Origin of the sequence: Desulfitobacterium dichloroeliminans LMG P-21439, from assembly GCF_000243135.2 — a bacterium.
Lineage (GTDB): Bacteria > Bacillota > Desulfitobacteriia > Desulfitobacteriales > Desulfitobacteriaceae > Desulfitobacterium > Desulfitobacterium dichloroeliminans.
Genome location: NC_019903.1, coordinates 1,264,215 through 1,287,663, shown reverse-complemented (window position 1 = coordinate 1,287,663; position 23,449 = coordinate 1,264,215). Strand labels below are relative to the sequence as shown.

Sequence of the window (23,449 nt, the reverse complement as noted above, 5' to 3'; positions counted from 1 at the left end):
GTTATCCTACCACACCCTCCTTTTTTCATCTGTGACTAAAGTACATATGTGAAAAAAATGTGAAGAACAAACTCATTATTCTTCACATTCACGTTTCATCTTTTTAAGTTTGATCTATTGCTGGATGATTTTCTCTAATTCCTGAGAATTCTTGATATCTAAGCGGCCACGGGATAATGTTAAAATCCCTACGCGTTCAAAACCTTTTAATTCCCGGCTAATGACTTCGCGAGCTGTGCCAAGTTCGCGGGCGATTCCTTCATGTGTGATATAAACCGGGCATCTTCCATCATTACTATTAGAAAGCAGAAGTTGAGCCAGTCGCTTTCTGACCGATATAAACGCGAGACCATCTACCATCAACGTCGCCTCAAAGAGGCGGTTGGAAAGATCACTCATTACAAATCGATAAAACGGCTCACATTCGGTAAAAGATTGCTCAAAAAATCTTCTCGTCACCCAAATGACTCTCGTATCAACTTCCGCGGTGACTGTGACCGTATTTCCTTTAAAATCTCCTAGTACACAAGCTGCAGAAAGAGGGCAAATCCTCCCTTTGCCAATATGGTACATCGTTATTTCGCGTCCATCTTCCGAATTCATAGCCACTCGCAAATCACCCGATAAAACGAGTGCTAACCCGTGGCAAAATGACCCCTTTTCGGCAACGATTGTACCTGCAGGTGCTTCTTGGTAGTTGGAATGATCCATCAAGTTTTCAAGCTGCTTATAGGATAAATCTCCGGCGAAACAGAACGTTTCAATCAATTCCTCGATTATCGCCGATCTTTTATCTCCCATTCCTCACCCTCCTTGAAATCTCCAATATCTAGAATTTCTACATGCAATCTAGAATTTCCTTTTTACTAACCGCTTTAGTCGCCTCAAAAACTCACTCAAGAAATATATTAGGCCTTTCGCCAGCATTACTCTTGACTATAAACCTATTATATCATATTATTCGAATATAGGGATATATGGATATAATTTATATTCCTGAAGGAAAGGCGGAATTCCTTTGAATCAAGATTTAGCTAAATATGAAGAAGTTGCCGAGATCCTGAAGGCCTTAGCTCATCCTGTAAGACTTTGCATCGTGAACGGTATCTTAGGTAGCGGAGAGTGCAATGTTACTCATATGCAGGGTTGCCTCAATGTTCCCCAATCCACAATCTCTCAGCATCTACAAAAATTGCGAGCAACAGGAATTGTTGAAAGCAAAAGAAATGGGCTTGAGGTTTACTATACCATTAAGAATGAAAAAGTGGCTAAACTGATTGATGAGATTCTCGCCGATGGGCACAAGGACTCAGAAAGGGGTATAAAATAACATGAAGAAAAAAGTACTGATAGTTGGCGGAGTAGCCGGTGGAGCCTCGGCAGCAGCTCGACTAAGAAGACTAGATGAAAAGGCCGAAATCATTCTCTTCGAACGAGATAATTATATTTCCTTTGCCAATTGCGGATTGCCTTACTATATTGGTGGAGCCATCGATAAGCGTGAGTACCTTATGGTTCAGACCCCTGAGGAAATGAAAGCTCGTTTTAATATCGATGTTCGCGTTAATAGTGAAGTGGTCAGGCTCGATACCGAAAATAAAAAAGCGCTTATTCACAGTGTGGCCAAGGGAACCTATGAAGAGGATTACGACTTTGTGATTCTCTCACCCGGGGCAAGAGCCTTGCGTCCGAATATTCCCGGTATCGACAGCAAGAGGATCTTTACCCTCCGCAATATTCCAGATACAGATGCGATCAAGGAGATTGTTGATCAAAAAAATGTCAGGAACGCCATCGTCATTGGCGGCGGATACGTAGGAGTCGAAATGGCTGAGAATCTCAAAGAACGAGGTTTAAATGTGACCCTAGTCGAAGCAGCCCCCCATATCCTCGCACCCTTTGATTCAGATATGGTGGTGCTTGCAGAAAAGGAAGTAGTTGATCATGGCATCCGACTCATCCTGAATGATGGTGTGAAGTCCTTTACTGAGCTTGGCGACCAAGTTGAAGTCACCCTTGCCAGCGCTACAAAGCTCCAAGGGGAACTTGTCATCTTGGCCATCGGTGTTACTCCTGATACCGGCTTTCTTAAGGATAGTGGCTTGGAATTAGGACCCAGAGGACATCTTGTTGTCAATGAGCATATGGCAACCAATATCCCGGGGATCTATGCGGTGGGTGATGCTGTGGAGGTGGTCGACTATATCACAAAAGCTAAAACAGCCATCCCCCTTGCCGGTCCGGCCAACAAACAAGGACGAATTGCCGCTGATAATATTGCCGGTATTCCTTCAACCTATCAAGGAACCCAAGGTACAGCCATCATCAAGATCTTTGGCATGACCGCTGCGAGTACCGGAGCAAATGAAAGGACCTTGCAACGCGCCAATATTCCTTATCAGATAATCACCATCCATCCTGTTTCCCATGCTTCTTATTATCCTGGTGCAACGCCCATGACCCTGAAGCTGATCTTCAATGCTGCTGGCAAAATCTTAGGCGCACAAGGAATCGGTAAGGATGGCGTGGATAAGCACATTGATGTGATTGCTACTGTGATTCGTCTCAAGGGTACGGTTGATGATCTCACTGAACTGGAACTGGCTTACGCCCCGCCTTTCTCCTCGGCTAAGGACCCTGTGAATATGGCTGGCTTTGTGGCTCAAAACGACTTAAACAAAGGAGCTCACACTACGACATGGCAGGAGTTTGAGGAATTAAAAGAAGAGCATATACTATTAGATGTTCGTACAAAAGGTGAGTTTGCCCGGGGGCATGTAGAAGGGGCTATCAACATTCCAGTTGATGATTTGCGCGAGCGCTACCTTGAATTAGACCCTCAAAAACTTATCGTCCTCTATTGTGAGGTGGGGATAAGAGCGTATATCGCTGACCGCATCCTCTCTCAGAAGGGCTATCGAGTTGAAAATATTACCGGTGGCTATACCACCTATTCCGTCCTTGGCTTCGATCCAAGCAAAGGTATCGATGAGCACAAAACTCAAGCCAGTGTCTATGCCTGCTGTAATTCAGAAAGTAGTATAGATTTGGAAACTCAGGCGGTAAAACCAAAGTAAGTCTATAAAGGAAATACACCAAAAAGCAACGCCCTTGGCTTCATTCGAAGCAAGGGCGTTGCTTGATTTCCTCTGCCCTTACGAGCCAACCTTCGGCTGTAGTGTATAGGCAGGATCCGTGATTTCAAAATCAGCTTCATTAATGCCGGATGTTACAAACACTTTTTTATCGGCAGTGATAAATATGGCCTCCATATCAGGTAATTCTTCAATTACTTTCATACCTTCTTCTAGACCCAGCAGGAAGGTCCCGGTAGTCAACCCATCTGCGTTGACGGATTCCTTCGTAATGATTGAAACACTAATGAGGCCATTATCCCCAGGATATCCTGTGTCCGGATCGATGAGATGATGATAAATCTTGCCATTATCCTCTAGGTAACGCTCATAGGTTCCAGAGGAAACCAAAGTTTGATCATTCAAGAATACGACACCCATCGAATCGCCTCTGGGTTCGTAGGGATCCTGTAAGCCAAGCCTCCAGAGCGAGCCGTCAGGTTTGGTATTAATGACGATAACATTGCCTCCTAGGTTAACAATAGCATGCTGGATTCCAGCCGCTTTGAGAATTTTGACAGCTTCATCTGCTGCATAGCCTTTGGCAATAGCACCCAGATCCACCTTCATGCCCGGTTGGGTTAATCTAGCTGTAAAATTCTCTTTATCTAAAATCAACTCCTGATGATTGACCAGGGGCAACGTCTTGGTAATTTCCTCTTTTCCCGGCACTCTCGCATCAGGAAACCCAATATTCCAAAGCTTAACAATCGGCCCTATTGTAATATCAAATTTCCCCTGAGATAACTCCGAGAAATATTTTGCTTTTTCCAGTACGAAAAAAGTGTCTGAGCTTAGTTTAATAGAATCTTCACCGGCAGCCTCGTTTAAGCGGATGATTTCACTTTCTGGGTACTCATCATTAATAGTCATCCTGTGCTCAATGTCTGTGATGCGATCAAAGATTCTTTGAAAAATCTCTTTATCTTTGATCTCATCATAGATTGTAATCCTAGCTACCGTTCCCATCAAAAAGGTTGTTTCAGCTACGGGTTCTATCTCCTTCACTTTCGTCTTAGTGTCCGAGCAACCAACAAGCAAGAATATCATGCTTAAACACATAATAAGGATCAACCCTGATGATTTAAATGGTAAATATCTTCGATGTTGCATGTTGTGTGAAACCCCCATCTTTGGTTTAGAAAAATCATATAAATCTATTAAGCTCTATTATATTACAAAAAAAGCCGAATGTAGAGTGTAGGCTTAAATCAAATGAAGAAGCAGTCGGAACCGCTTCTTCATTCATTAAAGTTTTTTTAGTTTAAACTATTATTTTGCACCTTCAAGGGCTTTTTGAGCCAGGTTGAAGAATTCAGATACATGGATGGATACACCAGCGATATCATCGGTGTGACCTTCAGCATCTTTGTAAGCGATTTTGGTTGCATCTTGAGTTTTTAAGAGATGAGCTTCAGCTTTTTGAGCTTGAGCAACCCACTCACCTTGGTTTCCAGGAGCGAGTTTGTATTCACCTTCAGTGGATTGAATATCTTTGTTAGGCTTGGTTGCGTCTTCAGGAAGACCATTCCAGTCTGCGCCTACGATGGTTCCGTTCTTAACTACGATGCTAGTCATGTACTTCCAGCCTTTTACGAAAGCTTCGTCAGCAGCGTAGTAAATGCCATCTTTGTAAGCTCCTTTGGCAACAGGTCCTTTGTCTAAAGCAGCTTGAGCCAGGTTGAAGAACTCTGATACATGGATGGATACCCCAGCGATATCATCAGTATGACCTTCAGCATCTTTGTAAGTGATCTTGGTTGCATCTTGGGTTTCTAAGAGGTATGCTTCAGCTTTTTCAGCTTGCTCATGCCATTCAGCTTGAGCTTTACCTTTTTCTTTAAGACCATATTCGCCGTCTTTAGATAAGTTGTCTTTGTCTTTGCCGCCTTTGATGTTTAAGCCGTTCCAATCAGCAGCAACAATGTTACCATTCTCAACGGTTAAAGCAGCGAAATACTTCCAGCCACCTGAACCATACATAGCATCTTCAGCGTAGTATACTCCATCTTGATATTTTCCTTGAGCTGTTTCAGTTTTTGCAGGCTCGTTTTTTGCAGGATCAACAGCCGTAGCCGGTGTAGATTGGTTACCGCAACCACTTAAAACGAGTACCGCTCCTAAAGTCATAACTGTTACCAAAGATTTAATTTTTTTCATTTCCTTACTCCTCCTTATTTAGCACCCTATTTGAACTTTTCAAGATATCAAGTTAAGCATTTGTGTACAGTTTTTGTACCCTCTAGCTCCCCCTTCCACCTTGTGAAAGTTCCGTTGAGAAAACGAATTTTAGCACAAGCTTGCGCATACAATAAATGCTAATGACAATATATGTATGGGCAATATTTGTCTCCAACAAGTTTTCTCAATACGACTTTATCAGAAAGGGCTATCTCTGTCAATATCAAATTTAGAATTCTTTTAATTTATTTGCTTTGTATTAAAGATTTTAGAGACTTAGCTTTAGCATGAAATCCCGAGGAAAAACGTTCATTAATCAAAACGCGGGCAATAATTCTACCTAGGCAGAACCATTACCCGCAACTAAACAAGTGGCATTTAGTCAATAAACAGTATTGTTTTGATGTAACAAAACAGATCTATAGCATCCCTTTTTCGGCTATCCAGATTAGATCTGCTACGCTCATAAAGCTCAAAATAGCTACCCCATCTTTCCAAGTGAATTTAAAGTGGTAACCATATAGATCTTCAGGACGAACTTTTTCTACATATTCTTGAATTTTATCGATCTTCTCAAAAGAGTCCACGATCAATGTCACGATGATCTGAGATATCCCCTTCACATTGATCTTAAATTTCCGCTTTTCTTCCCCGACCACCGCACGCATCTTTTCCCCTAAGCTCTTTTTCACTTCTGAACCCGTTTCCTTAAGCTGGACTACGATACACATAATCACCTTCAGGTAGTCTGAGGTCGGGAGACCCAGCTTCTTCAACGGATAGAAAAATCGATCCAACATCCCAATAAACGTTTTCATCGGGGTGGTATGGAAGTAAAGAATACTGACATACCAAATAACAAAGAGCTTAAATAACCGAAGAAAAATAGCATTTGACCCTTGATAGGCAAACAAAGGGTTCTTAAAAAAGTAATAGAAAAGAGCGTTCATCAGAAGGCCAAATAAATAAGGAACTAAGACGATAATCGCGAAGGACGCCCCACTGAGCATTAAGGTTCGCAGATTGACCCTAAGGACCCCAGTGGCAAGGATTATATAAAAGCCCAACAGCGCAAAACTAATAGGGTTTTGGAAATAAAAGGGCATAACCATGAGCAGAATCGCCAGGATCAATTTGATTACCCCATCGATCTGTGCGCGTTCTGCTTTATTTGCACCTTCACTATTCATCAAGTTCAAATCCTTTTCCACATTGCATTCATATCACCTTTAGAATCCCTCATCCCGATCCCCTTCTGCTTTGGTCTCTTCAACTTGAGGAGGGACCTGGTCTTCTGAATCCTCTTGATTATCTACATTATCTTGATTCTCTACATTACGAGTTTCTCCAAAAATGTTCTTTTTCCTAACCTCATTAATGGCTAATTCACCGATACTTCCGGTGATCAAACCGGTCACAACGGCTGAGACCAAAAGAATCGGCAGGTAATAAAGAACCACAAGCTGGCCGAGAATGAAGGATGCCACCGTAATCTGGGTTATGTTATGAACCATTGCTCCGGCAATGCTGATTCCTTTGATACTAAAATATTTCGATAGCTTCTTATATAAGACCCACATGACTATGGCACTTAAGATACCACCGCTTAAACTAAAAGCGAGCATCATCACACCTCGCGTCAGGATCGCTACCACAAAGCAGCGCACTGCCACGATAAACAAAACATCTTTAAAACCTAAAAAGGCAATGGCGATCATCGTGATGATATTGCCTAAGCCGAGTTTAATCCCCGGTACGGGAATGGGCACAGGAATAAAGGATTCAAGGAAAGAAATAATAATGGCATTGGTGACTAAGATGATAATAATCGCAAAGCGCTTGTTTCTATTCATATTTATCACCTTCAATAACTACGATTGTTTCAGACGGTAAACAAACGGCTATATCACCCTTCTTCGTCAAGGTGCCGGTTTTAACACAGATTTGATCAGGACATCCAGCCTGTTCGAATTTAATTGTGCCATTTTCGGCTAAAATCGTCACCTCAATACCATCTTCATAATGAAAATGCTGAGGTTCTTGAACACCGTTCAAATCGATTCTGGCCATTTCCTTACCGCCTCTTGTAATAACTGCAATGCGTTCATCCGCTGGATTACTTGGATTAACCTTATTCCATAGCCACGGAAGGGTTGCGCCAATCCCCACTAAGAGCACCACAAGAATGATAATAAAGTCACCTTTTTTACGTTTACCCTCAGATTTCATCGATGTCTCCAATCCCCTATATCCACTGCTCAATAGGTTCTATTCTTTTACGTACTCGTATTCTTTGCTCGCATCATTGAATTCAAAGCTATCCTTGATGCCCTTAGTGACATAAACTTTCTTATCTTGAGTGATAAAAATCGCTTCCACCCCACCATATTGCTCAAGCATCGCTCTTCCCTTTTCTAAGCCTAAGATAAAAGCCGCAGTATCCAGAGCATCCGCTTCCAAAGAAGAATCCGTTATTAAGGTGATACTCATGAGATCGGATTGGGCCGGATAGCCTGTGTGGGGATTGAGGATATGGTGATAACGAATTCCGCCTTCTTCAAAAAAGCGTTGGTCATCTCCGGCTGTCACCACCGCCTTATCGATTACCTCCACCATACCTACAAGTTCTCCGCTCTCGGCGTTGCTAGGTCGTGGATTTCGAACCCCCACCCGCCAGGGAGAACCATCCGGCTTACTTCCCATGGTGACTACATTTCCCCCTAAATTAATAAAGGCCGATTCGATACCATGCTTCTTGTAGATTTCAACAGCTACATCTCCTGCATATCCTTTAGCAATGCCACCTAAATCCACTGCTTGGCCCTCGTTTTTTAAATAGCCTGTATTCCCTTCAATAATTAAATCTTGATAATTCACTAAAGGAAGTAACTTGTGTAATTCCGCTTCGGACGGTATCCTCTCTCCTGCAGAGCCGATTCCCCAGCTTTTTACGATGGGACCGATGGTCGCATCAAAAGCCCCTCCGCTGAGCTCGGAAACTTCCTGGGACTTATTAATAATCCTTAACGTCTCTGCATCCAGACTCACCCTTTGCTTACCGGCGTTTTCATTAAGCTTATTTACATCGCCACCCGGAGCATTGAAGGTTAATAACGCTTCGAGACTATTCATTTTTTCCGTCGTCTCATCGATGGCAGCCTGCCCATCAGCCCCAAATACTCTTTGGCTGATAATCGTTCCCATAGCAAAGTCAGTGGCTTCAAATGCTTCGGGAGCTTCTTTCTGTACAGCTTTCCCATTACATCCTGCCAGTAATCCTACGGACAATAAGACGATGGCGATTGATGCCACCCATTTTTTTGCCTGCTCCTTGATGATAATCAACAAATCCATCTCCTTTATCTTCTGCAATGCCATACCTGATGACACCTTTTAAAGCGACTAGTATAGAGCCAACAAAATCCTTATTTTCTCTACAAATAATACCATACCCATCTTGAGAATCAAATAGCTTACCTAAGATTGTGTTCCTATGGTATGAAAAAATCCTAGCGGGAGAGTTTCTATACTCTCTCGCTAGGTTCATTATCTACACTTTATTTTTTTCGGGCAAGCAATTCTTGTGAAATTTCCTGGAGCGTTACTCCGCGCTCTTCAAGCAAGACTAAGAGATGATAAAAAAGGTCGGATACTTCATAGCGAATCTCCTCCACTGAGGAATTCTTGGCCGCAATGATTGTCTCCGCGCTTTCCTCACCTACCTTTTTCAAAATCTTATCAATGCCCTTTTCAAACAAATATGTGGTATAGGCCCCTTCGGGGCGCTCCAAATTGCGAGAATGAATCACTTCCGCCAGGAGCTCAAGAGTTCTACCTAAAGGGAGGGGTGGAATGACCTTAGGCTCACCAAGCGGTACAAACTCCCGCCCTTGGGCTGCATAATGGAAGCAAGAATAATAATCTTCATGACAAGCTACCCCTTTTTGCTGCACTGTCAATAAAATGGCATCTTGATCACAGTCAAAGCGGAGCTCCATAACCTGCTGGATATTACCTGAGGTCTCCCCTTTCAACCAAAGGGATTGGCGGCTCCGACTATAATACCAGGCCCTGTTTTCCTTCAAGGTCAAGCGCAGAGCTTCCTCGTTCATATAGGCCAACATCAAAACCTTCTGGGTATTTACATCCTGCACGATCGCAGGTATTAAACCATCCTCATTCCATCGGATTCCTTCCGGAATCACTACCGTTGATTCCTCCGGATTCTCAGTTGTCATAGGAATTCCACCTCTTAACGCATTATTAATTATGTTCTGTTAGTAATCATTTTCTGCCTAAGTCCCCTTGACTAATTTCTCTTCAAGAATTTCTCACAGGGATTTCCCGCGCTTTAAGATAGGCCTTGGCTTCTGCGATACTGTATTCCCGATAATGAAATATAGATGCGGCGAGGACCGCATCGGCCTCCCCTGTTGTTAGTCCCTCTGCTAAATGCTCTAGGGTTCCTACCCCCCCACTGGCAATCACAGGCAGGGAGACCGCTCGGCTTACTGCTCGAGTCAACTCAAGGTCATAACCGTTTTTGGTTCCGTCCCGATCCATGGAGGTCAGCAAAATCTCTCCCGCACCTAAATGCTCTACTTCTTCAACCCACTGCAGAACATCCTTGCCGGTTGGGGTACGTCCTCCATGGATATAGACCTCCCAAGCACCCGGACTTGTCTGACGAGCATCGATAGCCACGACGATACACTGACTACCAAAAGCATGGGCACCTTCCTCAATCAAACTGGGGTTCTGAACTGCCGAGGTGTTCAGCGAGACTTTATCGGCACCGGCACGCAACATTTTGCGAATATCTTCAATGGTGCGCAATCCTCCCCCAATGGTAAAGGGGATAAAAACCTTTTCCGCGGTTCGACGGACCACATCCACCATGGTTTCGCGACCTTCCGACGAAGCGGTAATATCAAGAAAAACCAGCTCATCAGCTCCTTCTTGATCATAAAGAGCCGCCAACTCGACCGGATCACCGGCATCACGAAGGTTCACAAAGTTCGTCCCTTTAACCACTCTTCCTTCATGAACATCCAGACAGGGGATGATACGCTTCGCTAGCATCCATCTCCCTCCCTATCATTTTCTAGATTTAAGTTAACGCCGAATAAGTTACCACTGGAAGCTGTAACTGCCAAGGCAGCTGACAAAGCAATTGCGCCGGTATAGAGGGCCTTGCCGATAATAGCTCCTGCGATGGGCACGCCCTGATTAGCCTCTTTTTGCAGAAGAATGATATCTTCGAGGTGGGATACTCCACCCGAAGCAACGACCTGCAAACCGCTTACTCGGGCTAATTCCACGGTGCTTTGGATGTTGGGACCTTGAAGCATCCCATCCCGGGAAATATCCGTAAACACTAGGTGCTTAACACCAACTTCTTTCATTTTCAAAGCCAACTCTAAGGCTTCTAGCTCTGTCTTTTCCGCCCAGCCTTGGACAGCCACTTGCCCATCCTTGGCATCAATACCGACCACAATAGCCTCACCAAAACGAGCTACAGCCTGTTGTACCAACTCCGGATTACGCACGGCTACCGTACCAAGAATCACCCGCTCGACCCCCAAATTTAGAAGCTCCTCTATTCTCTCCAGGGAGCGAATCCCGCCCCCCACTTGAACCTTAAGCCCCGAGGACTGAATAAGTTGTCGGATGATGAGATCATTGACAGGTTGCCCGGCAAAAGCCCCATCTAAATCCACCACGTGTAAAGAATCTGCCCCTTGAGCTTTAAAATCACGAGCCACTTCTACTGGGTTCTCAGAGTAGACCGTCGCATCCTCCATACGGCCCTGCAGAAGACGTACGGCTTTTCCTCCCTTGAGATCAATCGCCGGAAAGATCCGCATCCTCATACACCCACCTTCCAAAGTTCTCTAATAATTTAAGCCCCCAAGGGCTGGATTTCTCCGGATGAAATTGGGCCCCCCAGATATTATCTCGCCCCACGAGAGCGGGAAATCTCACCCCATAATCACTTGTTCCCACTATGCAATCTTGATCAGCAGTTAATGCATAGTAAGAATGCACAAAGTAAAAAAAGGCTTCCTCAGGAATTCCCTCAAGAAGAAAGCAAGGTTTTTCCTGGTGGAGGGTATTCCATCCCATATGAGGTATTTTGCGTCCAACGGGGAACTTCACTACTCTACCGGGCAAAAGCCCTAATCCTTGATGTTCACCGTGCTCTTCGCCCACTTCAAACAGCACCTGCATACCGAGACAGATACCAAGGAAAGGCTTGCCTGATTGGGCATAACGAAGCAAAGGCTGCACCCAACCTTTTTCCTTGAGAGCTGTCATGGCATCAGCAAAAGCTCCTACTCCCGGCAGAATAATGCCTTTCATCTCAGTCAATTCACTCGGTGACTCGAGAATTCTCGCCGAATAACCTAACTTCAAGAGGGCTTTTTCAACACTCCGCAAATTACCGCGGTCATAATCAATGATACCTATCAAGAAAAATCCCCCTTATAGAACTCCCTTGGTGGATAATACTCCCTGGAACCGCTGATTCTCCCGAACAGCCAAACCAAGTGCTCGTCCAAATCCCTTAAATAATGCCTCTAAGATATGGTGACGGTTCTTACCAGAAATCTGGCGCATATGTAAGGTTAGGCCGGCCTGAACAGCTACTGCCCTAAAGAATTCCTCGGCCATCTCCACTGGAAATCCCCCGACCATTCCCTCAGAGCTATCCGCTTCCCAGACAAGGTAGGGGCGATTAGAAAGATCCAGGGCTACCTGAACTAAAGCCTCATCCATCGGTAGAAGGGTATCAGCGACCCGCTCAATTCCACGGCGGTCTCCCAAGGCTTCCCGTAGCGCTTGCCCAAGCACGATTCCGCAATCTTCAATGGTATGATGAGCATCTACCAGCAAATCCCCTTGTGCCTCAACTTCAAGATCCAGATATCCAAACCTAGCCATGGCTTCCAGCATATGATCAAAGAAGCCGATTCCTGTATTGATCCGAGCTTCTCCTCCACCCTCCAGCTTGAGTTTTATTCTTATGTTCGTTTCTTTGGTGTTCCGCTCGATTAATGCTTCACGCATAAAATATACCTCACTTTATCCAAGAATCTCCTCTAGCGCACTGATTAATCTCGTGTTTTCCTCGGGTAGTCCCGTGCTCAAGCGCAGCGCCTTACCAACTACCGGGAGATTTCCCATATTACGGATGAGGAATCCTCGCTCAATCAACTGTTCATAGACTTGTTCCGGATTCTCCGGTCGGAAAAGGACAAAGTTGGCGCGAGTTGCAAAGACTGTGACTTGGGGTAGCAATTTTAGTGCCTCGACAATCTTGTCCAGCTCATCGATCAATAAACGTCCTTGTGCCCGATAATCCTCCACATAGTTTAAAGCGACAACCCCTGCTTTTTGGGTAAAGCTGTTCACATTAAAGGGCTGACGGGCTCGATTGAGCAGCTGAATCGTTGACCCTTGCCCGAGAAGATAACCCAAGCGGAGGGCCGCCATAGCAAATAGCTTAGAATAGGTTTTCATTACCAAAAGATTGGGGTGGTTAGGAATCTGATCCACAACGCTTTCCCCGGCGAACTCTCCATAAGCTTCATCCACAATGACAATCTTCTGTGATTCCTTGACAATCCTTAAAATATCTTCTCGGGGAAAAAGGGTCCCCGTTGGGTTATTGGGATTACAGAGAATAATCATATGAACCCTAGGCTGGCCTGCTGCTTCAAGAATTCCATCCACATCTAGGCAAAAATCCCTGCCGTCCTCAGCAAGGAGAAGGGGAACTTCGATGGTATCCGTCCCCGTCACTTGAGCAGCTGCTCCATACATACTAAAGGTCGGAGGATGGTAAATTACAGCTCCCTTCTCCCCCCCGAAGGTTGTCATAACTAATTGAATGAGCTCGTCCGAACCATTCCCCGCCAAAATCCCCTCGACAGGAACCCCAGTATACTGAGAAAGAGCCAGCCTGAGCCCTTGGGCTTCCCCATCAGGGTAGCGGTTGAGAGCAAAAGATGAAGCAAACAATTCCTCTCTCATGCCCTTAGGCCAAGTCAGTGGATTTTCATTGGCATCCAAGCGAACGCAGCCAGGAATAGCTTTGCTTTCATAGGCTTTTAGCGTTTGAATCTGAGGTCTAAGAAAATTCACCGCCGGCATTCTTCCTAAGCTAGGTTGCACTTTTTCTACCATAGTTTTCTTACCTCCACAGCCCGGGCATGTGCCTCAAGCCCTTCTTTACGAGCCAGATGGGCGATGTGTTTACCATCTCGCTGCAAAGCCTTTTCCGAATAACTGATCACACTGACTTTTTTCATAAAGGTATCCACGTTTAAGGGGGAATAAAAACGGGCTGTTCCTCCCGTTGGCAAGACATGGTTTGGCCCGGCAAAGTAATCGCCGACCGGTTCCGGTGAGAATCGTCCCAGAAATACTGCCCCGGCATTCTTTACTCTGCCCAGCCAGTTATACGGCTCTCGCACTACTAGCTCGAAGTGTTCCGGAGCAACTTCGTTCGCTAAGTCCATTCCCTCCACTAAGTCCTTGACAAGAATGGCTGCCCCATAGTTCTCCCAGGAAGCTCTAGCAATCCCTTGCCTGGGTAGCTCCTGAAGCTGTCGCTCCACCTCCGCCACAGTCTTCTCTAGTAATTGTCGATCAGGGGAAACCAAAATGGCGGAAGCTAAGGGGTCATGTTCAGCCTGAGAGAGCAAATCTGCGGCAAGCTCCTCCGCCCTGGCGGAATCGTCAGCCAAAATCAAAATCTCACTGGGTCCGGCCAACATATCAATATCCACCGTTCCAAAGACTTGTTTCTTGGCCAAGGTGACAAAGATATTTCCGGGCCCGGTGATTTTATCCACTGAGGCAATTTCTCCGGTACCAAAGGCCAAAGCCGCTATGGCTTGAGCTCCGCCGACTTTGTAGATTTCGGTGACTCCGGCCTCGGCTGCGGCCACCAAAACCTCCGGTAAGAGGGTGCCATCCTTGCTAGGTGGAGTCACCATAACGATCTCCTCCACCCCGGCGACCACGGCTGGCACCGCATTCATCAATACTGAGGAAGGATAAGCTGCCGTTCCACCTGGAACATAGACGCCCACTCGTTTAAGGGGAAGCAAAAGTTGCCCTAAGATACTTCCGTCTTCCTTGGGATCAAGCCAAGAATTACGTTTTTGTTTTTCATGAAATGCTGCAATATTTTCCTTGGCGAGGCGAATAGCCTCGATAAATTTCTCATCAACTAAAGAGTAAGCTTGAGTAATTTCTTCTTCGCGGACTCGCAGGCCAAGAGAATGCAGATCCACTCCATCATATTTTTCCGTTAAGTCATAAAGAGCTGAATCTCCCTCTGTGCGCACTCTTGCAATTATCTCAGCCACATTTTGCTCCAGCAATTGATCATCACCATAAGATTTACGGGTGAGGGTAGATAAATCCAGCTCCTCGAGAGTTTTAATATCCATAAACTATACCTCCAAAAAACGAAACTTGCTGGTGCCCGTAGCACTCTCCCTACGGGCTTGTTAGTCCTTCGATGGCAGCGGCTACAGTGGCTCCACTAGTTAGGTTATACTATCTGACGAAGCTTCTCCGTCAGTTCATTAATTCGCTCATATTTCATCCGGTAAGCAACTCGGTTGGCGATAAGTCTTGTGGTCGCTTCAAGGATAGGTGCCACTTCCACCAACTTGTTTTGCTTTAAGGTGGTCCCTGTAGAAACAATATCCACAATCATCTCCGAGAGTCCTACCCGCGGCGCTAATTCAATATTACCATGTAATTTAATGGGTAGCACCTGCATCCCCTGCTGCCGGAAAAATTCTTCGGCTACCCGGGGAAACTTCGTGGCCACTCGCTGATGGTTTAAGGCACTTAAATCATACGTCCCCTCGGGAAGGAGAGGGGGTACCTTTTCTTCCGGCATAGCTACCACAAAGCGGCAATAGCCAAAACCAAGATCTAACAGCTCCACAACATCTTTGTTTTCCTCTAAAAGGGTATCCTTCCCGACAAAACCAACATCTGCTGCGCCATATTCCACAAAGGTCGGAATATCTGTGGGACGGCAAATAATAATCTGGGCTTGGGACTTCTCCAAAGGAAATACTAATTTTCGCGAGGCTTCACTGACATCCTCGCAATCAATGCCAATCTTAGTCAGAGCCTCTAAGGAGTCAATTAATAATTTACCCTTTGGCAGAGCGATGGTTAAGAAATTACGAGCCAATCTCTCTCATCTCCTCAATATATAAAAATACTTTAGTTAGTTAAAGCGTTAGAGCATTACAGTTATTATAGCAACCTCTACCTACCTTGGCAATACTTTTCAAAAAATCTCTCCGTCTAATCTAAACAACTCACTTTATCCTTAGTTTCCACCAATTTCCCCATGGCTATTTATCACTGAATTGATCCGCATATGCTTCCGCCTCTATATCCCGAATGTTTCCTTCTACGAAACCCGGATGCAGGTGGTCAAGGCAATAGTAAAGCAAAAACTCCTCCAGTTGGAGGAGCTGCTCACTCTTCTTTTTATTTTACACAATACACATCCTTAAATCCTTTGCGAGTGGCCAACTCCTCAGCCTCTCCCTGATTCAAGGGCACTAAACTCATTTCCACTTTTTTACCCTCTTGACGCAGTCTTTGGGTTTCCGTGATTACTTTTGAAGTGTCCTGTCCGTAAATGAAAATCTCAGCTAGATCGGCTTGGCTAGGGGGCAATTGTTCAATGATGGCTTTTAGATTGATCGCAAAACCAGTGGCTGGGTAATCATCTCCAAATTCACCATATAAGGAATCATAGCGACCCCCTTCAACAATCGGGAAACCTACTCCAGGTACATAGCCTTCGAAAACAGCCCCTGTATAATAGCTAAACCCACGCAGTATCCCCAAATCCAGAGACACCTTGTCTTGGACACCGAAATCTCTTAGGTAGTGATAAACCTGTCGCAGTACCTCTACAGCTTTAATCAGTATAGGCTCCTGACTCCATTCGAGAACTTGACCTAACATCTCTTCTGTTCCGTGAAGATGAGGTAGCTTTAAAAGAATCTCCTGAACTCTACCTTCTAAGCCACACTCCTTGACCAAGCGTTCGATACCGACAAAATCCTTGCGCGCTAACTTCTCTTGATAATTAATCCTAAAAGTCTCAGATACCCCTAGTTCATCCATAATCCCGGTAAAGATCCCCATATGCCCTAGATTAATCTGAAAACCCCTAACACTGATACGACCGAGGGCTTCACAGGCTAACGCAATCACCTCTGCATCGGCTAACGGGGAAGCCGAGCCGACAAGTTCTACCCCTACTTGACGGAATTCTTGCTTATGAGATTTTGAGTAACGGTATACATCGGCAGAGTAACATAACCTTAAGGGCAAATTACCACCCCGCATCCGTGTGCTGACCATCCTAGCAATGGGGGTAGTTAGCTCCGGACGCAAGACAAGGACATGACCTTGGCGATCAAAGAGTTTAAAGAAGGCATCTCCTTCTTCCTCCACCGGTTCAATACACGCCCCATATTCTAAGGTCGGAGTGACAATTTTCTGATAAGCCCAAGCTTTGAACAAATCGAGAACGGAATCTTCGGCTTGATCCTGTAAGGCTAGCTCATTCGGCAGAATATCGTGCATCCCTTCCGGAATTCTTAAACCCAAAGAGCTACGAGGCATATTATTTCTCCCCCTCTTCTTGTTCCGCCAATCGCTTCAATACCATCTGGTAACCATCAGCACCAAAAAACAAGCACCGCTTGACCCTGCTGATAGTGGCCGTGCTGGCACCTGTCGCTTGGGCTATCGTTGTATAGGTTACATTCTTCTCGAGGAGTTTGGCTACTTCTAAACGCTGCGCCAGAGACTTAATCTCGGCAACAGTGGCGATATCTTGAAAAAATCGGTAGCATTCTTCTCGATCCTTTAATAGTAAAATCGCATCAAAAAGCGCATCAGTTAATGAATCACGCAAGCGTTGATCAATTCCTTGAAAAACATCATCTTCATGTTCTTTCATTATCGCTCATCTCCTTACACTTCTATACTTTAATTTATTAAAGTATCGCGCCCTTGTCAATATTCTTCAGCTCACTTTAGCAAATTTGTTTATGATTACAGGTGTATTTCCTATCCTTGTTATACAAAAATGACTTGCCAAAGGGTAGTGCACTATGTTAATATAGTTTCTATCAAGATTCATAATTGACTTAAAAGTTAATAGATTACTCTTATCCAGAGTAGGTGGAGGGACTGGCCCGATGAAACCCGGCAACCGGCATTTAATGTACGGTGCTAAATCCTGCAGGAAAAATACTGGGAGATGAGAGGAAAGCCGAAGATAACTCCGCGGATTTCCTCGTGGAGTTTTTTATTATATCTTTTTAAATTTTATTTTATTTTATTTTCTTAATTTAGATTTCAATAACAGTCTGCCTTTAGAGCATTCAACTTTTAGATTATGACGAGGAGGAAAGTCCCTTGATACGCATAGAGAATTTAACCAAAGTTTATACCTCCCTCAAGGATCAAATAACAGCAATTGAAGATATAACTCTTCATATTCCTCAAGGCGCAATTTACGGCATTATCGGTTTAAGCGGTGCCGGCAAGAGTACCTTGGTCCGTTGCATTAATCGCTTAGAGGAGCCCACTAGCGGCAAAATTTTTATTGACGATCAGGATCTGATGAAGATGTCCGCCCGTGAGCTTAGACAAGCTCGCCAAAAGATTGGCATGATCTTTCAACACTTTCATCTGCTCCAATCACGCACAGTCTTCGATAACATTGCCTTTCCCTTAGAAATCGCCGGCTATAAAAAGCCTGACATCGAACAACGAGTTAAGGAGTTGCTACCCTTAGTGGGCTTAGAAGATAAAGCCCAGGTCTATCCTTCTCAACTCAGTGGCGGACAGAAGCAAAGAGTAGGCATCGCTCGCGCCTTAGCAACGAATCCAAAAGTACTTCTCTGTGATGAAGCTACTTCGGCCTTAGATCCTCAAACAACCCTATCCATCTTGGAGCTCTTGCGCGACATCAATCAACGCTTCGGGTTAACCATCATCATGATTACTCACGAAATGAAAGTGGTTAAAGAAATCTGCACAGATGTAGCGGTAATTCATGAGGCCAAGATTGCCGAACAAGGACCTGTGGAAGCGGTATTTATACAACCCCAATCCAGTATCGCTAAGGAGTTCATTTCCACGGTATTCCCCAACGAACTGCCCATGGATCTACTTCAGGAATTGTCCACTCATCCTAATTCTCAGATTGTCCGCATTCAGTTTTTAGGTTCCAAAACTTCGGACCCCATCATTACCGATCTGATCAAAGAATGTGATGTTCAAGCTAATATTCTCTATGGAAGCATTGATCATCTTCGCTCTACTCTCTTTGGCACATTAACCCTGGAGCTACAAGGAACTCCCGAAAAGCTAGCCCTAGCTCATGACTATCTTGCCCAGCGCGAACTCAAAGTGGAGGTGATACAGCATGTTTGATTTCTCCAATCCGCAGTATTGGGATACCATGTTCCAGCTTTTGACCCCGGCTACAGGGGAAACCTTCTATATGATTATTGTTTCTACCCTGCTCGCCTATGTGCTGGGAGTCCCCTTAGGGGTGATTTTGGTCATCTCTTCACCTAACCACATTTCGCCAAACCCTTGGATTGAGCGTATCCTAGGTACAATTATCAATGTTTTTCGTTCCATACCCTTTATCATCTTATTAGTTCTAATTATTCCCTTCACTCGTGCAATTGTTGGTACCTATATCGGTACAACAGCAGCCATCGTTCCTCTTGTCATTTCCTCGGCACCTTTCGTGGCCAGGATGGTCGAGAGTTCTCTCAAGGAAGTCCCCTACGGGGTGATCGAAGCGGCCTTATCCATGGGCTCTTCTCCCTGGCAAATTATCAAAAAAGTGCTTCTGCCCGAGGCCAAGGGGTCTCTCGTCCTGGGTGTTGCTATCACCACCATTAGCATTATTGGCTACACGGCCATGGCCGGTGCTGTGGGTGGAGGTGGTTTGGGAGCCGTGGCTATTCAATATGGCTATAACCGCTTCCGGACTGATATCATGCTTATGACCGTCGTGATTCTTGTGCTTATCGTCCAAGTCATCCAGTCCCTTGGCACCATGCTTGCTCGCCGAATGACTCATCATTAAGACGGTTGTTTCAAGCCAACTACGAACCTATTCATGGCGTACCGGTCGCCGTAACAGGTTTAGGGAATGGACTTGTAACATATAGTTATCCATGAGGTAAACCCAACATGTCTTCATCAGTATTCATCGGATAAACGATGATACAAAGAGAAAAATGGAACATCAAAGGAGGAAAAATAATGATTCGTTCACATCGCAAACTAGCTACTTTACTGCTAAGCTCCGTAGTTGCTCTTTCCCTACTTGTAACCGGGTGCGGAAACACTGCTCAAACCACACCCCCGGCTAATACCGGTAATGCCAATGAGCCTGTCACAATCAAAGTAGGGGCTACCCCCGTACCCCATGCCGAAATCCTAGAATTCATTAAACCAGAATTAGCAAAACAAGGCGTCAATTTAGAAATCACTATTTTCACTGAATATCCTCTACCCAATCCAGCCGTAGATTCCGGTGATATTGATGCGAACTACTTCCAACACACCCCTTATTTAGAGACCTTCACCATTGATCAAGGACTGAAACTTGCGGTCATTGGTACAGTTCACATTGAACCCATGGGCCTCTATTCAAAAAAGATCACCAAGGCTGATGAACTCAAGGATGGTGACACCATTGCTATCCCCAACGACCCTTCCAATGGCGGACGCGCTTTGGCTGTCTTGGAATCTGCTGGTTTGCTTAAACTCAAAGAGGGTGTCGGTGTTAAGGCAACCATCTTAGATATTACCGAGAACACTAAAAATCTGAAGTTCTCCGAAGTAGATGCTGCTCAACTTCCCCGTGTTCTTACTGATGCAAAAATTACCGCAGCCGTCATCAACACCAACTTTGCTTTAGAGGGCGACTTAAATCCAACAGAAGATGCTCTTTACCTAGAAGGTAAGGATTCTCCTTATGCCAATATCGTAGTTGCTAAAGAGGATCGCAAAGATGATCCCAATCTGCAAAAATTAGTCAAAGCCCTCAACACCCCAGAAGTTAAGAAATTTATCGAAGATACCTACAAAGGTGCAGTTATTCCTGCATTCTAAGATATTGTCAGTAAATCGTTATAGGAAACTTGGCTTCACCGTGCTTTAGGTTTCACGCATCACCGAAGGCGAAGCAGCTGGTTGTCCTTATAAAAAGGCCGTTCTCCACATTAAATGCGAGGACGGCCTTTTTGATTTACCATATTTTTGCTGGATTAGAACGGGTTTGCCCTCACACACTAAGAACAACATTACTTAGGGTGATAGGTCTCGGCATTTCATCCTAAACAGATGAGGAGAAATCCCTATGAATTCCTTCGATAAGAAAATAAAGACTCGGTTGAGTATGCACCCTGAGATGCTACGCAGTATCTTAGCTTACCCCAATGAGGAAACCCTCACAACCTTAACACGCTATCAAGTATTTGAATCTAAGGGCGCCTATCTTGGCCACCTTCTCACTTCGCTGCTTCCGCAGTGGGAATACATTGCTTGTGAAGGCAATGAGTACCTAGGGAAAGTTATTCGCAATCTCGAAAAGACACAGATCAGTCCAATTCAACAGGAATCTGATTTTCTCCGGGCGAATCTATTGCGCATTCGTGTCCTCACCGAAACCCCGGGAACCTTCCCTTTCTCGCCGTTAACCATCCAAGAAAACCTTTTTCGCTTTTTAGAAGGCGCTGATCTTGTTGCGGATTTACCACAGTTAGCTGTCATTCATTTCGCTAAGGATGAACTACGACCTCTAGCTGCAGAACTTGCCCAATATCGCCTAAGTCCTTTAAGTCGGCGCTATGTGCAAAACCTTTTTCATCAAGAGCGACAAGAAGCAATCCTCGCAAATCTTGCCTATCTCTGCAAAAATTACCCCTTACTCAGCACCTGCCGACAAGCGTACGCTTTACTTCTTTCCCTAGATAATATCGAAAACTGGAGCAGGCATCCCTTCTGTCTCCGTTTAGTATCCAACCGATTCTGGGAATATCGCTCTAAGGAAATTCTCTAAGCTACTTCATCCATGGGTCGTCCTTTGGTCTCTTCACCAAGAACAAGCACGTTGATTACAACTAAGATAAGTACTCCCGTAAACATCAAGAAAACGGTTTCCGTGGATATCGAGGCTCCTAACATTCTGCCAACCACCGCAGGAGCTAAGATACCCCCAATCCGACCAAATCCTGCTGCCCATCCTGCTCCAGTTCCCCGTGCCCTGGTCGGATAGAGCTCAGGGGTATAGGTATAGAGAATTCCCCAGGCGCCGAGATTAAAGAACGACATGAGTGAGCCGAAGACAAGAATCATGGTCACACTGTCAGCTTGTCCAAAGAAAAAAGCACTCGTCGCTGTTCCCAAAACGAAAGTTGCCAAAGTGGGCTTACGGCCGATTCGATCCACAAAAAATGCGGCAGTAAAATAGCCGGGAATTTGAGCTAAAGTCATAACAATGACATAACTAAAACTCTTGGTCAAGGAAAAACCCTTAATTGCCAGAATAGAGGGCAACCAAGTAAAGATTCCGTAATATGAATAAACAATGCCGAACCATAGGAGCCAAAGAAATACAGTGCGCCGCAAAAATTTCTTAGAGAATAGTTCCCCTAAGGTTACTCGATTCACCTTTGTGTTATTGCGAGATTTGGAAGGCTTGTCCACCGTAACTTTCCGCCCCATCTCCTGGGTACCTACACCCGCACCAGTACCTACACCCAAATTGGCTTTGTTGCTCCCTGAATCCTCTCCTGCTACCATGCGATACACAGCTTCTGCTTCTTCTAGTCTGCCATTTTCCTCAAGGAACCGTGGCGACTCCGGGATGTATTTCCAAAGATAAAATACATAGAGTGCAGGGATGGCACCAATGAAAAAGGCAACATGCCAGCCAAAGGCCGGAATAATCAGATACGATATGACTGCTGCTAAGAGCCAACCGATGGCCCAAAAGCTTTCCAGAAGCACAAGAAATTTACCCCGGTGCTTCGCAGGTGTGAATTCACTGACCAAGGTCACTGCGACAGGCAGCTGTCCTCCTAAACCAAACCCAACCAGAAAGCGGAAAACCAAGAGGGATTCATAACTCCAAGCCAACCCGCATAGGCCAGTGGCTATGGAATACATGACCAAAGTAAACGCAAAGACTTTTTTACGGCCCACGCGATCGGCGATACTGCCTCCAATGATTGCCCCGAGAGCCATCCCGACCAAACCAATGCTCCCGATGTTCCCCACCTGCTCAGGGGTTAACCCCCAAGTCTTCATCAAAACCGGGAGGACAAACGAGATAATTCCCGTATCCATGGAATCAAACATCCACCCTAACCCTGCAGAAAGCAGAAGAATATAGTGGAAACGCTTGACCGGTAAATTCTCGATTCGTTGTGATATGCTCATCGGTGCTACCCCCATCAATCTAAGACCTGCAAACTCATTTTGTAATCATAGATGATTCCCATATAGTGTTCGCTACTACCGCCTTCCATCATCACCTTATGACAACGATATAAGAGCTTCTGATGAATCCCTTCGCGGCGAGCCAGAAAGCTTAAGAGGCGCTTTACGCCAGGATCCTGGGTCAGGTTAGCATGCTCTTCATATTGGAGGCGGGCCCTTTTCTCTAAGGCGACATTAGCCCTTAATATCTTTTCCGATTCAGAGTATTGATAGACATTGGCAAGTGACCAGGCTTGGTCACTTGCATTCACTAGGCGATGAACCTCACCACCCAGTTTGATTATCATTGCCGATAGGGTTTCCAAATGGGCCAACTCTTCAGCAGAAATGAGCCCCAGCAATTCGCGTATATAACGGTTATCTATATTAACTTGATGATTTAGGTACTGAACTACTTGAGTCAGTTCTCCATCCTTACCGCCATAGTGTTCAATCAACTGTTTGGCCAAGACCGGATCAGGTCCTTCCACATGGATTGGATAAAAGAACCGTTTGCGATAGCTGTACACACCGTTTCCCTCCCTTGCACA

Annotated in this window: 25 protein-coding genes and 1 riboswitch; of the genes, 6 read left to right on the top strand and 19 right to left on the bottom strand. The window is 45.1% G+C overall.

The genetic code is table 11. The annotated features are described in order from the left end of the window. Window positions 1-114 precede the first annotated feature (114 nt). A complete protein-coding gene (locus DESDI_RS06055; protein ID WP_015261758.1) occupies window positions 115-801 on the bottom strand; it encodes a Crp/Fnr family transcriptional regulator in 687 nt (228 codons plus the stop codon). Between the two features lie 217 nt (window positions 802-1,018). On the opposite strand from DESDI_RS06055, the gene DESDI_RS06050 reads away from it, so the two are divergent. Then, on the top strand, window positions 1,019-1,330 hold the full coding sequence (locus DESDI_RS06050) for an ArsR/SmtB family transcription factor (protein WP_015261757.1): 312 nt from the start codon (window positions 1,019-1,021) through the stop codon (window positions 1,328-1,330). 1 nt (window position 1,331) lies between these two features. Then, window positions 1,332-3,077 (top strand): FAD-dependent oxidoreductase, encoded by a 1,746-nt coding sequence (locus tag DESDI_RS06045; RefSeq protein ID WP_015261756.1) that lies wholly within the window; start codon window positions 1,332-1,334, stop codon window positions 3,075-3,077. Window positions 3,078-3,155: 78 nt separating this feature from the next. On the opposite strand, the gene DESDI_RS06040 is transcribed toward DESDI_RS06045, so the two are convergent. The 16 genes from DESDI_RS06040 to DESDI_RS05965 form a co-directional block, all read right to left on the bottom strand. After that, window positions 3,156-4,247, bottom strand: a complete 1,092-nt coding sequence (locus DESDI_RS06040; protein WP_015261755.1) for an FAD:protein FMN transferase — start codon at window positions 4,245-4,247, stop codon at window positions 3,156-3,158. 159 nt (window positions 4,248-4,406) lie between these two features. Continuing rightward, a complete protein-coding gene (locus tag DESDI_RS06035; protein WP_015261754.1) occupies window positions 4,407-5,294 on the bottom strand; it encodes a major membrane immunogen, membrane-anchored lipoprotein in 888 nt (295 codons plus the stop codon). Window positions 5,295-5,734: 440 nt separating this feature from the next. Further along, a complete protein-coding gene (locus DESDI_RS06030) occupies window positions 5,735-6,505 on the bottom strand; it encodes a CbiQ family ECF transporter T component (protein WP_015261753.1) in 771 nt (256 codons plus the stop codon). A 39-nt stretch (window positions 6,506-6,544) separates the two neighbouring features. Beyond that, entirely contained in the window at window positions 6,545-7,168 is a 624-nt protein-coding gene (locus tag DESDI_RS06025; protein ID WP_015261752.1) for a Gx transporter family protein, read from the bottom strand. Beyond that, on the bottom strand, window positions 7,161-7,544 hold the full coding sequence (locus DESDI_RS06020; RefSeq protein ID WP_015261751.1) for a NusG domain II-containing protein: 384 nt from the start codon (window positions 7,542-7,544) through the stop codon (window positions 7,161-7,163). Before DESDI_RS06020 ends, DESDI_RS06025 begins: the two co-directional genes overlap by 8 nt. A gap of 39 nt (window positions 7,545-7,583) precedes the next feature. Further along, on the bottom strand, window positions 7,584-8,693 hold the full coding sequence (locus tag DESDI_RS06015) for an FAD:protein FMN transferase (RefSeq protein WP_051015666.1): 1,110 nt from the start codon (window positions 8,691-8,693) through the stop codon (window positions 7,584-7,586). A 179-nt stretch (window positions 8,694-8,872) separates the two neighbouring features. After that, the gene (hisIE, locus tag DESDI_RS06010; protein ID WP_015261749.1) at window positions 8,873-9,553 is read right to left on the bottom strand and encodes a bifunctional phosphoribosyl-AMP cyclohydrolase/phosphoribosyl-ATP diphosphatase HisIE; all 681 of its coding nucleotides are present in this window, start codon (window positions 9,551-9,553) and stop codon (window positions 8,873-8,875) included. An 82-nt stretch (window positions 9,554-9,635) separates the two neighbouring features. Then, window positions 9,636-10,397 (bottom strand): imidazole glycerol phosphate synthase subunit HisF, encoded by a 762-nt coding sequence (gene hisF, locus DESDI_RS06005; protein ID WP_015261748.1) that lies wholly within the window; start codon window positions 10,395-10,397, stop codon window positions 9,636-9,638. Further along, window positions 10,391-11,182 carry a 1-(5-phosphoribosyl)-5-[(5-phosphoribosylamino)methylideneamino]imidazole-4-carboxamide isomerase gene (gene hisA, locus DESDI_RS06000; RefSeq protein WP_015261747.1) on the bottom strand — a complete coding sequence of 264 codons (792 nt, stop codon included), beginning with the start codon at window positions 11,180-11,182 and terminating at the stop codon, window positions 10,391-10,393. Before hisA ends, hisF begins: the two co-directional genes overlap by 7 nt. Beyond that, complete coding sequence (gene hisH / locus DESDI_RS05995) at window positions 11,160-11,789, bottom strand: imidazole glycerol phosphate synthase subunit HisH (protein WP_015261746.1); 630 nt, start codon at window positions 11,787-11,789, stop codon at window positions 11,160-11,162. Before hisH ends, hisA begins: the two co-directional genes overlap by 23 nt. A gap of 12 nt (window positions 11,790-11,801) precedes the next feature. Continuing rightward, a complete protein-coding gene (gene hisB, locus DESDI_RS05990) occupies window positions 11,802-12,386 on the bottom strand; it encodes an imidazoleglycerol-phosphate dehydratase HisB (RefSeq protein WP_015261745.1) in 585 nt (194 codons plus the stop codon). Window positions 12,387-12,401: 15 nt separating this feature from the next. After that, the gene (gene hisC, locus DESDI_RS05985; RefSeq protein WP_156801170.1) at window positions 12,402-13,472 is read right to left on the bottom strand and encodes a histidinol-phosphate transaminase; all 1,071 of its coding nucleotides are present in this window, start codon (window positions 13,470-13,472) and stop codon (window positions 12,402-12,404) included. A gap of 26 nt (window positions 13,473-13,498) precedes the next feature. Then, a complete protein-coding gene (gene hisD, locus DESDI_RS05980) occupies window positions 13,499-14,779 on the bottom strand; it encodes a histidinol dehydrogenase (protein WP_015261743.1) in 1,281 nt (426 codons plus the stop codon). A 104-nt stretch (window positions 14,780-14,883) separates the two neighbouring features. Then, complete coding sequence (gene hisG / locus DESDI_RS05975; RefSeq protein WP_015261742.1) at window positions 14,884-15,543, bottom strand: ATP phosphoribosyltransferase; 660 nt, start codon at window positions 15,541-15,543, stop codon at window positions 14,884-14,886. Between the two features lie 305 nt (window positions 15,544-15,848). Further along, window positions 15,849-17,000: an ATP phosphoribosyltransferase regulatory subunit gene (gene hisZ / locus DESDI_RS05970; RefSeq protein ID WP_015261741.1), complete on the bottom strand. Its 1,152-nt coding sequence runs from the start codon at window positions 16,998-17,000 to the stop codon at window positions 15,849-15,851. 1 nt (window position 17,001) lies between these two features. Beyond that, window positions 17,002-17,340, bottom strand: a complete 339-nt coding sequence (locus DESDI_RS05965) for a YerC/YecD family TrpR-related protein (protein ID WP_015261740.1) — start codon at window positions 17,338-17,340, stop codon at window positions 17,002-17,004. Window positions 17,341-17,548: 208 nt separating this feature from the next. Further along, window positions 17,549-17,650: riboswitch (SAM riboswitch) on the top strand. 151 nt (window positions 17,651-17,801) lie between these two features. Between DESDI_RS05965 and DESDI_RS05960 the strand changes: the two genes are divergently transcribed. The 4 genes from DESDI_RS05960 (at window position 17,802) to DESDI_RS05945 (ending at window position 21,477) form a co-directional block, all read left to right on the top strand. Further along, window positions 17,802-18,824 (top strand): methionine ABC transporter ATP-binding protein, encoded by a 1,023-nt coding sequence (locus tag DESDI_RS05960; RefSeq protein WP_015261739.1) that lies wholly within the window; start codon window positions 17,802-17,804, stop codon window positions 18,822-18,824. Continuing rightward, window positions 18,817-19,494: a methionine ABC transporter permease gene (locus DESDI_RS05955; RefSeq protein ID WP_015261738.1), complete on the top strand. Its 678-nt coding sequence runs from the start codon at window positions 18,817-18,819 to the stop codon at window positions 19,492-19,494. Before DESDI_RS05960 ends, DESDI_RS05955 begins: the two co-directional genes overlap by 8 nt. A 179-nt stretch (window positions 19,495-19,673) precedes the next feature. Then, window positions 19,674-20,528 carry a MetQ/NlpA family ABC transporter substrate-binding protein gene (locus tag DESDI_RS05950; RefSeq protein WP_015261737.1) on the top strand — a complete coding sequence of 285 codons (855 nt, stop codon included), beginning with the start codon at window positions 19,674-19,676 and terminating at the stop codon, window positions 20,526-20,528. A 247-nt stretch (window positions 20,529-20,775) separates the two neighbouring features. Continuing rightward, window positions 20,776-21,477: a hypothetical protein gene (locus DESDI_RS05945; RefSeq protein ID WP_015261736.1), complete on the top strand. Its 702-nt coding sequence runs from the start codon at window positions 20,776-20,778 to the stop codon at window positions 21,475-21,477. Here the strand turns inward: DESDI_RS05945 and DESDI_RS05940 are convergent. Then, complete coding sequence (locus DESDI_RS05940; RefSeq protein ID WP_015261735.1) at window positions 21,474-22,859, bottom strand: MFS transporter; 1,386 nt, start codon at window positions 22,857-22,859, stop codon at window positions 21,474-21,476. The genes DESDI_RS05945 and DESDI_RS05940 overlap by 4 nt on opposite strands. 14 nt (window positions 22,860-22,873) lie before the next feature. After that, window positions 22,874-23,428, bottom strand: a complete 555-nt coding sequence (locus DESDI_RS05935) for a manganese catalase family protein (RefSeq protein ID WP_015261734.1) — start codon at window positions 23,426-23,428, stop codon at window positions 22,874-22,876. Window positions 23,429-23,449 lie beyond the last annotated feature (21 nt).

Excerpts from the sequence above, each read along its gene's own strand:
- DESDI_RS06055 (WP_015261758.1), bottom strand. The coding sequence starts at position 801 with ATGGGAGATAAAAGATCGGCGATAATCGAGGAATTGATTGAAACGTTC.
- DESDI_RS06045 (WP_015261756.1), top strand. The coding sequence starts at position 1,332 with ATGAAGAAAAAAGTACTGATAGTTGGCGGAGTAGCCGGTGGAGCCTCG.
- DESDI_RS06040 (WP_015261755.1), bottom strand. The coding sequence starts at position 4,247 with ATGCAACATCGAAGATATTTACCATTTAAATCATCAGGGTTGATCCTT.
- DESDI_RS06035 (WP_015261754.1), bottom strand. The coding sequence starts at position 5,294 with ATGAAAAAAATTAAATCTTTGGTAACAGTTATGACTTTAGGAGCGGTA.
- DESDI_RS06030 (WP_015261753.1), bottom strand. The coding sequence starts at position 6,505 with ATGAATAGTGAAGGTGCAAATAAAGCAGAACGCGCACAGATCGATGGG.
- DESDI_RS06025 (WP_015261752.1), bottom strand. The coding sequence starts at position 7,168 with ATGAATAGAAACAAGCGCTTTGCGATTATTATCATCTTAGTCACCAAT.
- DESDI_RS06020 (WP_015261751.1), bottom strand. The coding sequence starts at position 7,544 with ATGAAATCTGAGGGTAAACGTAAAAAAGGTGACTTTATTATCATTCTT.
- DESDI_RS06015 (WP_051015666.1), bottom strand. The coding sequence starts at position 8,693 with ATGGCATTGCAGAAGATAAAGGAGATGGATTTGTTGATTATCATCAAG.
- hisIE (WP_015261749.1), bottom strand. The coding sequence starts at position 9,553 with ATGACAACTGAGAATCCGGAGGAATCAACGGTAGTGATTCCGGAAGGA.
- hisF (WP_015261748.1), bottom strand. The coding sequence starts at position 10,397 with ATGCTAGCGAAGCGTATCATCCCCTGTCTGGATGTTCATGAAGGAAGA.
- hisA (WP_015261747.1), bottom strand. The coding sequence starts at position 11,182 with ATGCGGATCTTTCCGGCGATTGATCTCAAGGGAGGAAAAGCCGTACGT.
- hisB (WP_015261745.1), bottom strand. The coding sequence starts at position 12,386 with ATGCGTGAAGCATTAATCGAGCGGAACACCAAAGAAACGAACATAAGA.
- hisC (WP_156801170.1), bottom strand. The coding sequence starts at position 13,472 with ATGCCGGCGGTGAATTTTCTTAGACCTCAGATTCAAACGCTAAAAGCC.
- hisD (WP_015261743.1), bottom strand. The coding sequence starts at position 14,779 with ATGGATATTAAAACTCTCGAGGAGCTGGATTTATCTACCCTCACCCGT.
- hisZ (WP_015261741.1), bottom strand. The coding sequence starts at position 17,000 with ATGCCTCGTAGCTCTTTGGGTTTAAGAATTCCGGAAGGGATGCACGAT.
- DESDI_RS05965 (WP_015261740.1), bottom strand. The coding sequence starts at position 17,340 with ATGAAAGAACATGAAGATGATGTTTTTCAAGGAATTGATCAACGCTTG.
- DESDI_RS05955 (WP_015261738.1), top strand. The coding sequence starts at position 18,817 with ATGTTTGATTTCTCCAATCCGCAGTATTGGGATACCATGTTCCAGCTT.
- DESDI_RS05950 (WP_015261737.1), top strand. The coding sequence starts at position 19,674 with ATGATTCGTTCACATCGCAAACTAGCTACTTTACTGCTAAGCTCCGTA.
- DESDI_RS05945 (WP_015261736.1), top strand. The coding sequence starts at position 20,776 with ATGAATTCCTTCGATAAGAAAATAAAGACTCGGTTGAGTATGCACCCT.
- DESDI_RS05940 (WP_015261735.1), bottom strand. The coding sequence starts at position 22,859 with ATGAGCATATCACAACGAATCGAGAATTTACCGGTCAAGCGTTTCCAC.